Source organism: Candidimonas humi (genome assembly GCF_019166065.1).
In the GTDB taxonomy this organism is placed as follows: Bacteria; Pseudomonadota; Gammaproteobacteria; order Burkholderiales; family Burkholderiaceae_B; genus Candidimonas; species Candidimonas humi.
The window spans coordinates 110,722-124,196 of sequence record NZ_JAHTBN010000004.1 but is presented as its reverse complement, the minus strand read 5'-3'; the positions used below and the strand labels follow the sequence as shown (position 1 = coordinate 124,196).

The 13,475-nt window shown below is 65.0% G+C and carries 15 protein-coding genes and 1 tRNA gene; 5 read left to right on the top strand and 11 right to left on the bottom strand.

Features of this window, described 5'->3' with window-relative positions:
* The first annotated feature begins 18 nt into the window (after positions 1–18).
* Positions 19–522: a surface-adhesin E family protein gene (locus KVP10_RS11115; RefSeq protein WP_217964664.1), complete on the top strand. Its 504-nt coding sequence runs from the start codon at positions 19–21 to the stop codon at positions 520–522.
* Between the two features lie 215 nt (positions 523–737).
* Positions 738–917 (top strand): hypothetical protein, encoded by a 180-nt coding sequence (locus KVP10_RS11110; protein WP_217964663.1) that lies wholly within the window; start codon positions 738–740, stop codon positions 915–917.
* 25 nt (positions 918–942) lie between these two features.
* Here KVP10_RS11110 and KVP10_RS11105 read toward each other — a convergent pair whose 3' ends face one another.
* The 4 genes from KVP10_RS11105 to KVP10_RS11090 form a co-directional block, all read right to left on the bottom strand.
* Complete coding sequence (locus KVP10_RS11105) at positions 943–1,941, bottom strand: LacI family DNA-binding transcriptional regulator (RefSeq protein WP_217964662.1); 999 nt, start codon at positions 1,939–1,941, stop codon at positions 943–945.
* A 36-nt stretch (positions 1,942–1,977) separates the two neighbouring features.
* Positions 1,978–3,531, bottom strand: a complete 1,554-nt coding sequence (betC, locus tag KVP10_RS11100; protein ID WP_217964661.1) for a choline-sulfatase — start codon at positions 3,529–3,531, stop codon at positions 1,978–1,980.
* A gap of 93 nt (positions 3,532–3,624) precedes the next feature.
* Complete coding sequence (locus KVP10_RS11095; protein WP_217964660.1) at positions 3,625–4,599, bottom strand: Bug family tripartite tricarboxylate transporter substrate binding protein; 975 nt, start codon at positions 4,597–4,599, stop codon at positions 3,625–3,627.
* 242 nt (positions 4,600–4,841) lie between these two features.
* On the bottom strand, positions 4,842–5,072 hold the full coding sequence (locus KVP10_RS11090) for a hypothetical protein (RefSeq protein WP_217964659.1): 231 nt from the start codon (positions 5,070–5,072) through the stop codon (positions 4,842–4,844).
* Between the two features lie 246 nt (positions 5,073–5,318).
* Here KVP10_RS11090 and KVP10_RS11085 point away from each other — a divergent pair, with 246 nt between their 5' ends.
* From KVP10_RS11085 to KVP10_RS11075, 3 genes are all read left to right on the top strand, one after another.
* Complete coding sequence (locus KVP10_RS11085) at positions 5,319–6,833, top strand: helix-turn-helix transcriptional regulator (protein ID WP_217964658.1); 1,515 nt, start codon at positions 5,319–5,321, stop codon at positions 6,831–6,833.
* A gap of 323 nt (positions 6,834–7,156) precedes the next feature.
* The gene (locus KVP10_RS11080; protein ID WP_217964657.1) at positions 7,157–7,342 is read left to right on the top strand and encodes a CsbD family protein; all 186 of its coding nucleotides are present in this window, start codon (positions 7,157–7,159) and stop codon (positions 7,340–7,342) included.
* A 121-nt stretch (positions 7,343–7,463) separates the two neighbouring features.
* Positions 7,464–7,604, top strand: a complete 141-nt coding sequence (locus KVP10_RS11075) for a hypothetical protein (RefSeq protein WP_217964656.1) — start codon at positions 7,464–7,466, stop codon at positions 7,602–7,604.
* A 55-nt stretch (positions 7,605–7,659) separates the two neighbouring features.
* Here KVP10_RS11075 and KVP10_RS11070 read toward each other — a convergent pair whose 3' ends face one another.
* From KVP10_RS11070 to glyA, 7 genes are all read right to left on the bottom strand, one after another.
* Positions 7,660–8,448, bottom strand: a complete 789-nt coding sequence (locus KVP10_RS11070) for a lipoate--protein ligase family protein (protein ID WP_217964655.1) — start codon at positions 8,446–8,448, stop codon at positions 7,660–7,662.
* Positions 8,445–8,756, bottom strand: a complete 312-nt coding sequence (gene lplB / locus KVP10_RS11065; protein ID WP_246600584.1) for a lipoate-protein ligase small subunit — start codon at positions 8,754–8,756, stop codon at positions 8,445–8,447. The genes KVP10_RS11070 and lplB overlap by 4 nt, the downstream gene beginning before the upstream one ends.
* A 233-nt stretch (positions 8,757–8,989) precedes the next feature.
* A tRNA-Ser gene (locus KVP10_RS11060) sits at positions 8,990–9,080 on the bottom strand.
* A 203-nt stretch (positions 9,081–9,283) separates the two neighbouring features.
* Entirely contained in the window at positions 9,284–9,910 is a 627-nt protein-coding gene (locus tag KVP10_RS11055) for a riboflavin synthase (protein WP_217964654.1), read from the bottom strand.
* Between the two features lie 260 nt (positions 9,911–10,170).
* Complete coding sequence (gene ribD, locus KVP10_RS11050) at positions 10,171–11,364, bottom strand: bifunctional diaminohydroxyphosphoribosylaminopyrimidine deaminase/5-amino-6-(5-phosphoribosylamino)uracil reductase RibD (RefSeq protein ID WP_217964653.1); 1,194 nt, start codon at positions 11,362–11,364, stop codon at positions 10,171–10,173.
* Positions 11,361–11,822 (bottom strand): transcriptional regulator NrdR, encoded by a 462-nt coding sequence (gene nrdR, locus KVP10_RS11045; protein WP_217964980.1) that lies wholly within the window; start codon positions 11,820–11,822, stop codon positions 11,361–11,363. The genes ribD and nrdR overlap by 4 nt, the downstream gene beginning before the upstream one ends.
* 76 nt (positions 11,823–11,898) lie before the next feature.
* On the bottom strand, positions 11,899–13,143 hold the full coding sequence (gene glyA, locus KVP10_RS11040) for a serine hydroxymethyltransferase (RefSeq protein WP_217964652.1): 1,245 nt from the start codon (positions 13,141–13,143) through the stop codon (positions 11,899–11,901).
* Positions 13,144–13,475: the final 332 nt, after the last annotated feature.

Below are 13,475 nucleotides of genomic sequence, written 5' to 3'. Positions count from 1 at the left end.
CTTGCCTGCAGGGCCTTCGTGACCAGATTGCTGCCGATTGCCGGACTGTGCTTCGCCGCGAGCGCGCTGTGCGCGACCTCGTGGGCGCCGCTGGCCGTGCCCGGGGCCACACGCTACTTGGCCGACGCCGGCTCGCTGCACGCCGAGCATGGCGCCGCCACCGTCATGGATATCTCGGTATTGACGGAATTCCCGCAAGCGCTGGACGCGGCCTTCGACCCGCAACTGCACTATCGATCCACCATCACCGACTACCGCATCGATTGCGCCAACCGGTATGCATGGGTGCTGGGTGTCGGCTATTACGGCTCCGACGCGGGCCAAGGCCGCCCCTTGAAACACTACGCCTTCGGCAAGCCGCAACGCCAGGACATTGTTTCCTGGGGCAGCCTCGACAGCATCGCAAAATATGCCTGCAAGAACGTCGGCGCCGCCCCCGAACCGCCCAGGCTCGAGGACATGAGGCCCACCATCATCCACGATACGCGCCGCAGCCGCTACGCCACCGCACCGCAACAATAAAACGGCCAGGCCGAGGCCTGCCGAGCAATACGTGTGCATACGTTACAGCCGCTAGGCAATTATCACAGCCGCGTACGTGCTCGCATCAAATGATTTCAGGCGTGGACAGGGGCAAAAGCGAGAGCGGACAATAAGGCCAGGGGAAGATGCGGCCTCCGGGTCCATGGCACCCAAACACAATCAGCAAATCACTAACTGCCTATAAGGGAAAACTCATGATCAGGATCTTCATACTTGCGCTTTCGGCCCTGGCCTTGTCCGGCTGTATCGTCGACGGACACAGGGGCCGCGGCGGCTACGACCACGGCCATGACAACGACCGCGGCCACTATAGCTGCCCCCCGGGAGGTTGCGGCCACAATCCCGGCGACAATAACGGCAACTGGCACCGCTAAGCGCCAAGGGCGGGCAAGCTATCAGCTAGCCCGCGGCGCGGGCGCAGGATTCGCCTTCGTGGAATTCGTGCGTAAGGGTCAGGCTGGCCGCGGGATCCAGCGTACGGCCCTTGCCCAGCGCCTGCACGATGAGCTGCACGCCGCGGCGCCCTATTTCCCGATTCGGCTGGGCGATGGTGCTCAGCACCGGCGTGAGATCGCGGCCCAGCTCTATGCCGTCAAAACCCACCACCGTCAGGTCTCGCGGCACTTCCAGCCCGGCCACATGGGCGGCCCGCAGGCAACGTATCGCCAGCAGGTCGTTGGAACACACCAGGGCGCTGGGCCGCTGCGCCGCGCCCAGGAACTGCGCCAGGCGCGACACCACCGCGTCCATGAACGGCACTTCCACCAGGTCGTAGGCATCGAGCCCGCATTCCTGCATGCCGTTGACATATCCCCGATAACGCTGCTGGGAACGGTCCGAGGCGGCTAGCTGGCCGCTGACCATGGCAATGCGCCTGTGCCCCATGTCCGCCAGCCTGTGTATGAGCTGCGCCATGGCCCCCTCGCAATCCACCGATACGCAGGGATGGTCGGGATGCCGGTTGTACAGCAGCACATATGGCAGGCTGCGCGCCTGCAGCTTGGCGAGTTCCTGCGAGGTCTGGGGATTTGAGACCACCAGTATCATGCCGTCCACGCTGTAGGCCAGCAGCCGGTTGACCGCAGCCTCTTCGCCGGACAGTTGATAGTCCGTGGTCATGGGAACGATGGAATAGCCGCTGGCCGCGGCCATCTGTGCAATGCCGTCCAGGCACTCGGCAAACACCGGATTGAGCAGCGTCGGCAGCACCACCCCCAGCACCTTGCTGAACTGGCGGCGCAGCGTCTGCGCGCTGGAATTGGGCACATATCCCAGTTGCGAGGCAGCCTGGATCACGCGCCGGCGGGTTTCGGGCGCAACCTGTTCGGGCGCATTGAACGCACGGGAAACCGTGGCGATCGAGACTCCCACTTGCTCGGCAACGTCTCTGATGCTCATGGATGGCAGCCGCCCGCAGGGATTCGAGGAGCCCTATTATTGCGCATCCGGCGCCACGAACGGAAACCGCGCCCTGGCCTTGGCCCCGGCCGCGCCGCTGGCGCGCACGAAACGCCGGGTATCGTCGCGCGTGGCCTGGTAGCTCCAGTCGGGATAGCGGCCCGAGGCCTGGGCGGCCTGCTTCAGGAAAAGGCGGCGGCGCTGGCTGTCCAGGATGCGGCCGTGCAGGGCCTGCGGATCCCAGTTTTCGAGCACTGCCGCGCGCAGTTGCGCCTCGAGGGCCGCGAATTCCGGGTTCCCGGCCAGATTGCGCAGCTCGCGCGGATCGGCTCGCAGGTCGTAGAGCTGCCCGGGATGCCCATGCGTGTAGATATATTTGTGGTCGCCCGCGCGCAGCATGCGCACCGGGGCGATGACGCCCATATCGGTGTATTCCGAGATCACGGCGCGCGACGGCTCGGGTTGCGCGCCCCGCATCAGCGGCACGAACGAGGCGCCGTCGATCGGATCGGCCCACTCGGGCCGTGCGCAGGCCAGTTCCATGACGGTAGGCATCAGGTCCAGCAGCGAGACCGGCGCGGCGACGCGGCTCACCGGCCGCTCGCCGCCCGCCGCGCTGACAATCAGCGGCACGCGCACCGAAGGCTCGAAAAAGCTCTGCTTGTACCACATGCCGCGCTCGCCCAGCATCTCGCCGTGGTCCGACGTGAAGATCACCACGGTATCGCGCCGCAAGTCGCAGGCATCCAGGGTATCGAGCAGCCTGCCGACCTTGTCGTCGACATACGAAATCATCGCGTAATAGGCATGGCGCGCGTTGCGCAATTGCGCCTCGTCGATGGGCTGCAGATCGGCGCCGTGCGACACATGCAGCCACTGGCTCTGGACATCGCGCTGCGCCGGGTCGATCGGCGCCACGGCGGGCATGTCGATCTCGTCGTGCTCGTAGAGATCCCAGTGCCGGCGGTCGGCGGTGAAAGGCGGATGCGGGTGGCTGAAGGACACCGTCAGGAAGAAGGGCTTGCGCTGCGGCTCGCGCGCCAGGTCGTAGAGCTTTTGCTGCGCCCAGAACTCGACTTCGTCGTCATAGTCCATCTGCAGGCTGCGCACGCAATGCCCCGCCTGCACCACATTGCGCATGCTGATGCCCGAAGGCTTGTCGGCCGGACCCGCCAGCCAGTTCGGCGTCCATGAAAAATCCGACGGATAGATATCGGTGACGAGGCGCTCTTCGTAGCCGTGCAACTGGTCGGGGCCGATGAAATGCATCTTGCCCGACAGTATCGTCTGGTAGCCCGCCGCGCACAGATAGTGCGCCAGGGTGGGGATGGAAGCCGGGAATTCGCTGGCATTGTCGAAGGCGTCGATAGCGGTGGGCAGGCGGCCGCTCAGCATGGAAAAGCGCGAAGGCGCGCAAATGGGCGAATTGCAATAGGCCTGTTCAAATACCACGCCCGTGCTCGCCAGGCGCGACAAGTGAGGCGCCTTGACCACGCCGCCGCCATATACCGGCAGGGGTGCAGCCGCCATCTGGTCGGCCATGATCAGCACGATGTTCGGCGCCTGTGCGCCCGCCTTAGCTGTTTGCATGTTTCTTCACCCTGGCTTTCATGTAGGGGCTCGCCGGCCCGGCCTGTGCCGCGGGACGAGCCCCTGCAAGCATCGCTTGCCGCGGCCCCCGCGTCAATCGACGTGCGCGCCCGAATCCTTGATGATCTTGGCCCAGCGCACCTGCCCCTTCTGGATCATGGCAGTAAATTCGCCCGGAGTGCTCGTGACCACGTCGGCCCCCTGCTTGCCGAAAAAGGCCTTGACCTCGGGCTTGGCCAGCGCCGCCAGCACCGCCTGGCGCAACCGCTGCACGACTTCCGGCGGCGTATGGGCGGGCGCCATCAGGCCGTACCAGGACTCCACCACGAAACCCGGCAGCCCGGCCTCGGCCATGGTGGGCAATTGCGGCTGCGTGCCCGAGCGCTGCGCGCCCGTGACGGCCAGCGCCCGCAACTGGCCCGACTGCACGTGCGGCAGCGCCAGCGGCATATTGACGAAGGCGAACGTGACCTGGTTGGAAATCAGGTCGGTGACGGCCTGGGTAGCCTTCTTGTAAGGCACGTGCAGCACATTGATATGCGCCATCTGCTTGAGCAGTTCGCCCGACAGATGGTTGGATGTGCCGTTGCCGAAAGAAGCGAAGGACAGCTTGCCCGGCTGGGCCTTGGCCAGCGCGATGAGCTCTTTCAGCGACTTGACCGGCACGTGCTCGTTGACCACCAGCACATTGGGCACGGAGGCCACCAGCGTGACGGGGCTGAAGCTCTTCACGGCATCGTAGGGCAAATGACTGTACAGGCCCGGATTGATTTCCTGGGTGCCGGTAGTTGCCATGGCCAGGGTATAGCCGTCCGGCGCCGCCTTGGCCACGTAGTCCATGCCCAGGTTGCCCCCCGCGCCGGGCCGGTCTTCGACGATCACGGGCTGATGCAGGCTGTCGGAAAGATTCTGCGCCAGCACCCGCGTCAGGATGTCGACCCCGCCCCCGGCGGCAAACGGCACGACGATATGTATGGGCTTGTCGGGATACGCGGCTTGGGCCGTGGACAGCGACAGCGCCATGGCCAGGCCCATGCCCATGCCCAGCGTACGCAGGAAAGTGCTCATGTCTCGCTCCTAGATGATTGTGTTTTTATCAATGTAAACGTTTTTATTTATGATGTAAACGTTTTATTTGATACTTGCAGCACAAACATCCAGGAAGCCGGCAGCGGCGGCCGGCACCGCGGTCGAAGAGGCTCGCCTACATCGGCCGGAGCACTCCGCCCCAACCGGCGGGCATTTTTAGCGGCGCGAGAGCGCGGGCCCGGGCCGCGCTTCCAGACCCTGCACCTCGGCTGTGATTACGCTCATTCTGATTTGCGGCGATCCGGCATGCCGGGGAAGAATTTCTTGCGGCGGCCGCCGACCTCGTCGGGGCCGGCCGGCCCGCGCACAGGCCGGTCGTCGTCGACGGGGTCGTCGCTGGACCAATGATCCGGGCCGCCGGGGCGTTCCTCGGCGCGCCCGGAACCGGCGTCGGCCTCCCGATCCCGCGGCCCGTAACGATGGCGTATGCCGTAATTGTGTATCGAAACCATACCAGCCTCCTCTTGCGAGAAATGCCGCCATGCACATGCATGGCTCGTACAGCTTACGAAGCCCGCCGCAGCGCATCCAGATCGGTCCACATCATTCTGTATAGTGTTTTTGCAAGGGGACAGAGCTTGTCTCCTGCGGCTTGCTAATGTGCACGCCGTGACTTGCCTGGCCCCTGCCGCCCGCCGTATGCCGCAAAGCGACGCCGGGCACGCTTGCGGCACCCATCTCTCGCGCGAGACATTCGTATGGACGATCCCATCCCCGTACCCAAGACCGACAGGCACCACTTGCAGCAAATCATCGCCGGACTGAGTGAAGGCGTGCTGCTGCTCGACCCGGACGGCTCGATCGCCTGGGCCAACGAGACGGCTCTCGAAATGCACGGCGCCCAAGAGCTCGCCGACCTGGGCACGAACGCCGCAGCCTATCGCAAGCGATACATCCTGCGCTACCGCAATCGCCATCCGCTGCGCCCGCGCCAATATCCCATGGCCCGCGTGCTCGCGCAGGAAGAATTCACCGATGTCGTGGTCGAAGTCGAGTCGCGCGCCGATCCGGATTTTCGTCGCGTCCACCAGGTGCGCAGCCTGATATTGCGCAATGCGGCCGAGGAACCCGAATCGCTGGTGCTGGTCATGAAGGACAGCACCGAACGCTACGACGCCGAAGAGCGCTTCGAAAAAGCATTCAGCGCCAACCCCGCTCCGGCATTGATCTGCCGCCTGTCCGACCTGCGCTACGTCAAGGTGAACCAGGGCTTCCTGGAAATGACGGGTTATGCCCGCGACGACATCCTGGGCCGTTCGACCTACGAGCTCGACGTGCTGGAAAACGCCGCCAACAGGGAGCAGGCCATCGCGGCCTTGAATGCAGGCGCCACTATCGGCCAGACCGAGGCCACTATCAGACTGCCCGGCGGCGCCAGCAAGTTCGTCGTGGTGGCAGGCCAGCCCATGGACATGGGCGAAGAAGCCTGCATGCTGTTCACCTTCATCGACCTCGAGCCGCGCAAGAAAATCGAAGACAGCCTGCGCCAGACCGAAGAACGCTTCTCGAAGGCATTCCGGCTCGCTCCCGTGCCCATGGCGCTGGGTTCCCTGGACGAGTTCGAGTTCATGGAAGTCAATGACGCCTTCGCCCAGGCAACGGGCTACGCGGCCCAGGACATCGTGGGACGCCCCAGCGTGGACTTGCCGATCTGGGCCGATCCGCAGGCGCATCACCGCATGCAGGCGCTACTTGAGCAGACAGGCAGCATCCGCAGCCACGAAATCCAGCTACGCGCCAAAGATGGCGCCGTGCTCGATTGCCTGGCCTCGGCCGAGGCCATGAACATCAACGACAGGCCTTGCGTGCTGAGCGTCTTCCAGGACATCACCGAGCGCAAGCGTTCCGAAGGCGAACTGATTTCGGCTATAGAGGCCGTCATGCAAGATACCTCATGGTTCAGCCGCAGCATCATAGAGAAACTGGCGCAGATCCGCCGCCCGCCGGCCAAGGCGGTCAACACTGCCGAAATCGAGGAACTGACCGCGCGCGAGCGCGAAGTGCTGGGCCTCATGTGCGAAGGCATGGACGACCAGGAAATCGCCGATTTCCTGCACCTGTCGCGCAATACCGTGCGCAATCACGTGGCCATGCTCTACAACAAGCTCGACGTGCATAGGCGCGGCGCCGCCATCGTCTGGGCCCGCGAGCGCGGCATCACGGGGCATGGCTGGGACCTGGGGCCCGCACACACGAAAAAGAACGGCGCGTAGGCCACCGCTGCGAATGGCCCGAGGCGCACCCCACACCACAGCGGCGCATACACGAACGCAGGCGCCGGCGACGTATACGGATGTGGCCGCGAAGCCAGCCGGCTACACGCACGGCCACGTGCAGGCGCACATCGCGTAACACACGCAATGAAAAGAAACGACAAAAAATACTAGTGCGCCTAGTGCGGCGCAGCCTTCCGCATCCGGGCGCTCGTCCGTACAGTTGACTCATCCCCGGACACGGGCAAGGATTGCGAAGCTCTCCGCTACGTCCAAGGCCCCCAACCGGCGGACCCAGCGTGTCAATTCACCAGGAGTGCATCATGGACAGCGACCGCATCAAAGGCACGGCCAAGGAAGTAAAAGGCTCCATCAAGGAAACCGTCGGCAAGGCCACCGGCAATCACGAAACCGAAGCGCGCGGCAAAGCCGAAAAGACCGTCGGCAAGGTCCAGCGCAAAGTCGGGGAAGCCAAGGACGAAGTGCGCGACGCGCTCGACAAGCGCTAGCGCACCGTGTCCTGTGCGGGCGCCTGCGCCCGCACCCCCCATTCTTCCTGTCATCCAGGAGCAGAACACAGAAGCCGAGAATCACCTGCCGCCTCGCGGCCCAAATATAAAAAGGTGAGCCATGACCAGCGATTCCATTCCCTTCATCCTGTATGCGACCGGCGCAATGCTCATGGCATTGGTGCTGGTCATCGCCTGGAGCGACCGCGATACCGACCGGCCCCTGCGGCCTGCCCTCGGCAAGCGCAGTCCGGCCCCGTAGCCCCAAAAAGGCGCCGGCCATGCCGCCGCCGCGCGACGCAAGCAAGTCGCCTGCGTCAAGGCACCTTGGCCCGCCAGGCCTCGGTGCCGAATTTTTCCTCGATCAGGCGCCCGGCCGCCGCCAGCTCGGCCGGCGATACGGCGCTGGGCCTCAAGCCATTACGGCGGCGGAATGTGTCCACCATGCGATCGATAATGGTTTCGCGCGGCAGGCCAGTCTGGCTATGCAGCGGATCGACCCGCTTGGCCGCCGACTGGATGCCCTTGTCGGACAGTTTTTCACGGCCGATGCGCAAGACCTGCAGCATCTTGGCGGCATCGATGTCATAGGCCATGGTCACATGATGCAGCACGGCCCCGCCCCGCCGCGCCTGCGCGGCGCCGCCGATCTTGCCGCCTTCCGAAGTGATGTCGTTCAGGGGCTGATACCAGGCCTTGATGCCCAGTTCGCCGAGCGCCTCCAGCACGAACGCATCCATGTAAGCGTAGGCGTCGCGAAAGCTCATGCCGGCCACCAGCGACTCGGGCGCATAGATCGAATAGGTGATGGTATTGCCGGGCTCGATGAACATCGCGCCCCCGCCGCTGATGCGGCGCACGACCTGGATGCCGTATCGCCCGGCGGCCTCGGCGTCGACCTCGTTCTTCAGCGATTGGAAGATCCCGATCACTACCGCGGGCGCCGCCCATTCCCATATGCGCAAGGTCGGCGCGCGCCGGCCCGCCGCCACCTCTTCGAGCAATACCTGGTCCAGCGCCATATGCTGCAAAGGCATCTGCGGCGCATCATGGATCAGTTGCCAATCGTGGTCGGCCCAATCGCTGCGTTTCGGATCATTGCTCATGCCAGCGCCCTTTGCACGACCACGGCAACGCCCTCGATCGTGATGCCGTACATCATGACATCGGGCCCCAGCGCCGCCTGCACCGCGGCCTGCAGCGCCGCCGCGCTCGCGTCGCAGGCCAAACCTATCAAGGCCGCGTTAATGGCGTCCAGCGCCTCGGGAGGCTCGAGGAAAAAATCGCCCGACAATTGCACGTCCCGCAGCCGGCCCTGTTCGACACGCAGGTCGACCACGACCAGCTTGCCGCCGGGAATCTTGTATTCGCCGTGCCGCAAGGCCGCGCCATCCATTTCATGCTGTCCGATCATCGTCTTTGTTCCCTTCGATGCGCCCGCAAGGCCAGTACGGCGGCCGTCATTGCGCATTATGGGCATTATGAGCTTTATCGGCGCTTACCGACGGCATACCCATGCCGGGCTCGATATGGCAGCCTCGAGCCGCAGCCGGACCGGCCGCAGCAAAGACAAAGCCCGCCGCAATCCCGTGCTTGCACGGTCTGGGGCGGGCCTGGCTCGTTGTCGTTCGACGACAATGGAATGCATGGCGGACAAGGGGGGATTCGAACCCCCGATACGCTATTCACGTATACACGCTTTCCAGGCGTGCGCCTTCAACCACTCGGCCACCTGTCCTTGCCTGCGCATTTTCTCGGAAAACGCGCGAAGTCCGCTATTCTAACAGAATCCGTCCCCTGTCCGCCGGCCGCTGCCCTGCCCGGACCGATACCCGATAGGCCGCCCTGGAACGCCGCAATGCTCTGCTGCGGTCCCGGGCATTACTGCCAGCAACAACCCGCGACCCGCCTCTTCCGATAGCTGGCCCGGAAAGCGCACACTCAGGCCGGAATGGCCGTCGTCGCCATCATCCGCTCTACATAGCGCGCGATCATGTCGATTTCCAGGTTGACGGCGCTGCCGGTCTTCAAATGCTTGAGAGTGGTGACCTGCACTGTGTGCGGGATCAGGTTGATGCGGATTTCGCAGCCCCGGGCGTGATCGTGGACCTGGTTCACGGTCAGGCTCACGCCGTTGATGGTGATCGAGCCCTTGTAGGCCAGGTACTTGGCGAGTTCGGCGGGCACGTCGATGCGCAGGTCCCAGGATTCGCCCACGGGGCTGAAATGCGTGACGACACCCAGGCCGTCGACATGGCCGGACACCAGGTGGCCGCCCAGGGCGTCGCCCAATTTCAGGGCATGTTCCAGATTGACTTCGCCGGGCGCGTCCAGGCCCACGGTGCGGTTCAGGCTTTCACGCGATACATCGACCTCGAAGCCGTCTTCGCGCAGGTCGACCACGGTCATGCAGGCGCCCTGGATGGCGATCGAATCCCCCAGCCGCGTATGATCCAGGGGCAGTTCGGGGGAGCGGATGCGCAGGCGCACGCCGGCGTCCGCCCTGCCCGCGCGCAGCGGTTCGACCTTTTCGATAAGGCCGGTGGCGGCCACGATACCTGTAAACATGTTCGTCATCCTATGCGGCCGGAAACGCCGCGCGCCGCCAAGGCCAGGGTTCGAGCCCTGTGCCTCGGCGAGAAATTCATGGCCTGTGAAAACCCGCGATCCAGCGCAAAATATAGCATTGCTACAGTAACGCCGCGGCCCTCGTAGAGCATTGCTGCAGCAAGGCCGCAGCCCGCGCGGGCCACGGCCTTGCGCCGTTTCCGGGATCCTGCGCGCGACCGAGCATGGGGACATGAAGGCGCCGGGCGGCGCCTCCAAGCCTAAGCGCCGGCATCGCCGGGAGCCCGTACGCAACGCAGCAGTTCGCGCCAATTCTGCGCCACGCGCGCGCGGATGCGCAGGTCGGGCGCCAGGGGCACAGTTTCGAAAAATTCGAAGCGGCGGGCCTGGTCCAGGCTTTGCAGGGCGGGCAGGCGCGCCATGGGCTGGGCGTCGCCCAGCAGCAGCGGCGCCATGTACAGCAATAGTTCATCGACGCAGCCCGATTGCAGCAGCGCGCCGCTGAGCTTGGAGCCGGGCTCGGCATGGACCTCGTTGATGTCGTGTTCACCCATCCAGCGCAACATGGCCGCCAGGTCGACGCGCAGGCTGCCGTTGGGCGCGTCGGGCCGGCTGGGAGCCGAGGGCATCGGGATGACGCGGGCGTTGCGGGCTTCCAGCCGCCGGGCCTTGGCCGCATCTTCAGTGCAAGTGAATATCCAGACGGGTCCGCCGTCGAGGATGCGGGCGTCCTCGGAGGTCTCCAGGCGCGTGTCGACGATGGCGCGTATGGGCTGGCGCGGGGTCTGCACGTGGCGCACGTTCATCTGCGGATTGTCGAGGCGCACGGTGCCCGAGCCGGTCAAGACCACGCAACTGCGGGCCCGCCAGTGATGGCCGTCGGCGCGCGCCGCGGGGCCGGTAATCCATTGCGAGGCGCCATTGTGCAGGGCGCTGCGGCCGTCCATGGACGCGGCCAGCTTGAGCCACAGCCAGGGCGTGCGGCGCGTCATGCGCGCGACGAAACCAGGATTCAGGGCCAGGGCCTCTTCGGCGCACACCGAAGCGGTGACCGGGATGCCGGCCGCCCGCAGGCGGGCCAGCCCCTGGCCACCGACCAGCGGGTTGGGGTCGGACATGGCCACCACCACCCGAGCCGGACGCGCGGCGATCAGTGCATCGACGCAGGGCGGCGTGCGCCCGTGGTGGCTGCAGGGCTCGAGCGTGACGTAAATGGTGGCGCCGGCGGCAGCGTGCCCCCGCGCCTGCATGTCGCGCAGCGCCATGATCTCGGCGTGCGGGCCGCCCACGGCCTGGGTGGCGCCCTCGCCCAGCACTTGCCCATCGCGCACGATGACGCAGCCGACACGGGGATTGGGCGCCGTCAGGTACAACACGCCTTCGGCCAGGGCCAGAGCCCGGCGCATCCAGTGCGCGTCGTCGCTTGCGGCAGTGTTGTCGGGCCCGGCGCTCATGGCTTGCCCGGCACCTTCATTTCGTCGATGGCCTTGACGAATTCGCCTATGTCTTCGAAGCTTTTGTAGACTGAGGCGAAACGCACGTAGGCGACCTGGTCCAGTTTCTTGAGTTCGGCCATGACCAGTTCGCCGATATGCCTGGAGCTGATCTCGCGCCGGCCGCTGGTCAGGATGCTTTCTTCGATGCGGGCGACGGCGGCGTCGACGGCATCGGTGCTGATGGGACGCTTGCGCAGCGCCAGGCGCAGGCTGTCGCGCAGCTTCTCGCCATCGAACTCGCTGCGCGTGCCGTTGCGCTTGACGACGGCCGGCATCACCAGCTCGGCGCGTTCATAGGTCGTAAAGCGCCGGTCACAGGCGCTGCAGCGCCGGCGCCGGCGTATGGTGTCGCCTTCTTCCGAGACTCGCGAGTCGATGACCTGCGTATCGGGGCTACCGCAGAACGGGCATTTCATGGTGCAACCAGGCCCGGGCATGCCGGGCCTGTCCTGTATTCAATGGTATATCGCGAAAGATATACCATTCAGGGCATCAGCGATAGACGGGCAGACGCGAAGTCAGCTCGTGCACGCGGGCACGCACCGCGGCGATCGACGCCTCGTCGTGAGGCTTGTCCAGCACATCGGCGATCAGGTTGCCGGTGAGCTCGGCCTCGGCTTCCTTGAAGCCGCGCGTGGTCATGGCGGGCGTGCCCAGGCGTATGCCGCTGGTCACGAAAGGCTTTTCGGGGTCGTTGGGGATAGCGTTCTTGTTGACCGTGATGTGGGCCTGGCCCAGCACCGCCTCGGCTTCCTTGCCGGTAATGCCCTTGGCGCGCAGGTCCACTAGCATCACGTGGCTTTCGGTGCGGCCCGAGACGATACGCAGCCCGCGCTTGACCAGGGTGCGCGCCAGCACGTCGGCGTTCTTGGCCACCTGGGCCGCATATTCCTTGAATTCCGGCGCCAGCGCTTCTTTGAAGGCCACGGCCTTGCCGGCGATGACATGCATCAGCGGACCGCCCTGGATGCCGGGGAAAATCGCGGAATTCACCGCCTTCTCGAATTCGGCCTTCATCATGATGACGCCGCCGCGCGGCCCGCGCAGCGACTTGTGTGTGGTGGAGGTGACGAAATCGGCATGCGGCACGGGGTTGGGATACACGCCGCCGGCCACCAGGCCCGCATAGTGCGCGATGTCGACCATCAGCAGCGCCCCGTTGTCGTGGGCGATGCGCGCCATGCGCTCGAAGTCGATGCGCAGCGCGTAGGCCGAGGCCCCGCCCACGATCAGCTTGGGCTTGTGTTCCTTGGCCAACTGCTCGAGCTGGTCGTAGTCGAGCTCTTCCTTGGCGTTCAGGCCGTAGGACAGGAAGTGGTACAGCTTGCCCGAGGCATTGACCGGAGAACCGTGCGTGAGGTGACCGCCCTCGGCCAGGCTCATGCCCAGCACCGTGTCGCCCGGCTTGAGCACCGCCATGTACACGCCCTGGTTGGCCTGCGAGCCCGAATTGGGCTGTACGTTGGCGGCTTCGGCGCCGAACAATTGCTTGAGGCGATCGATGGCCAGTTGCTCGACGATGTCCACGTATTCGCAGCCGCCGTAATAGCGCTTGCCGGGATAGCCTTCGGCATATTTATTGGTCAACTGCGAACCCTGCGCCTGCATCACGGCCGGGCTGGTGTAGTTTTCCGAGGCGATCAGCTCGATGTGCTGTTCCTGGCGGACGTTTTCTTTCTGGATCGCGGCCCAGACGTCGGGATCGACTTTATCGAGGGTAAGTGAGCGGTCAAACATTTGGCATCCTAGATTGGCGGGTATGGCGGGAAGCAAAGGAGGGAATTTTAGCGCGATCCATGGCCGAGCCCCAGGCAAGCGCACTGAAATCTCTATAAATGCGAGCTTTCTGACCCGTAACTTCGGCCAAATGGCAATGGTTTCATGCCAATTTGCGGAAAATTCATATAAAGGGCCGGGCCTGGATACGCCCGCCGCTCCCGAGCCCGTCGTGGTTACGGCCCATCCCGGCCAGGGCCCATCCTGCAGAGCCGTGCCGGGCGGCAAACCTTGCGCAATAGCCCCGCAAGCGCGCGGGGCCGCCCCGGCCCAGCCCCGAACAGCCCGGGGCG

Excerpts from the sequence above, each read along its gene's own strand:
- KVP10_RS11110 (WP_217964663.1), top strand. The coding sequence starts at position 738 with ATGATCAGGATCTTCATACTTGCGCTTTCGGCCCTGGCCTTGTCCGGC.
- KVP10_RS11105 (WP_217964662.1), bottom strand. The coding sequence starts at position 1,941 with ATGAGCATCAGAGACGTTGCCGAGCAAGTGGGAGTCTCGATCGCCACG.
- betC (WP_217964661.1), bottom strand. The coding sequence starts at position 3,531 with ATGCAAACAGCTAAGGCGGGCGCACAGGCGCCGAACATCGTGCTGATC.
- KVP10_RS11095 (WP_217964660.1), bottom strand. The coding sequence starts at position 4,599 with ATGAGCACTTTCCTGCGTACGCTGGGCATGGGCATGGGCCTGGCCATG.
- KVP10_RS11090 (WP_217964659.1), bottom strand. The coding sequence starts at position 5,072 with ATGGTTTCGATACACAATTACGGCATACGCCATCGTTACGGGCCGCGG.
- KVP10_RS11085 (WP_217964658.1), top strand. The coding sequence starts at position 5,319 with ATGGACGATCCCATCCCCGTACCCAAGACCGACAGGCACCACTTGCAG.
- KVP10_RS11080 (WP_217964657.1), top strand. The coding sequence starts at position 7,157 with ATGGACAGCGACCGCATCAAAGGCACGGCCAAGGAAGTAAAAGGCTCC.
- KVP10_RS11075 (WP_217964656.1), top strand. The coding sequence starts at position 7,464 with ATGACCAGCGATTCCATTCCCTTCATCCTGTATGCGACCGGCGCAATG.
- KVP10_RS11070 (WP_217964655.1), bottom strand. The coding sequence starts at position 8,448 with ATGAGCAATGATCCGAAACGCAGCGATTGGGCCGACCACGATTGGCAA.
- lplB (WP_246600584.1), bottom strand. The coding sequence starts at position 8,756 with ATGATCGGACAGCATGAAATGGATGGCGCGGCCTTGCGGCACGGCGAA.
- KVP10_RS11055 (WP_217964654.1), bottom strand. The coding sequence starts at position 9,910 with ATGTTTACAGGTATCGTGGCCGCCACCGGCCTTATCGAAAAGGTCGAA.
- ribD (WP_217964653.1), bottom strand. The coding sequence starts at position 11,364 with ATGAGCGCCGGGCCCGACAACACTGCCGCAAGCGACGACGCGCACTGG.
- nrdR (WP_217964980.1), bottom strand. The coding sequence starts at position 11,822 with ATGAAATGCCCGTTCTGCGGTAGCCCCGATACGCAGGTCATCGACTCG.
- glyA (WP_217964652.1), bottom strand. The coding sequence starts at position 13,143 with ATGTTTGACCGCTCACTTACCCTCGATAAAGTCGATCCCGACGTCTGG.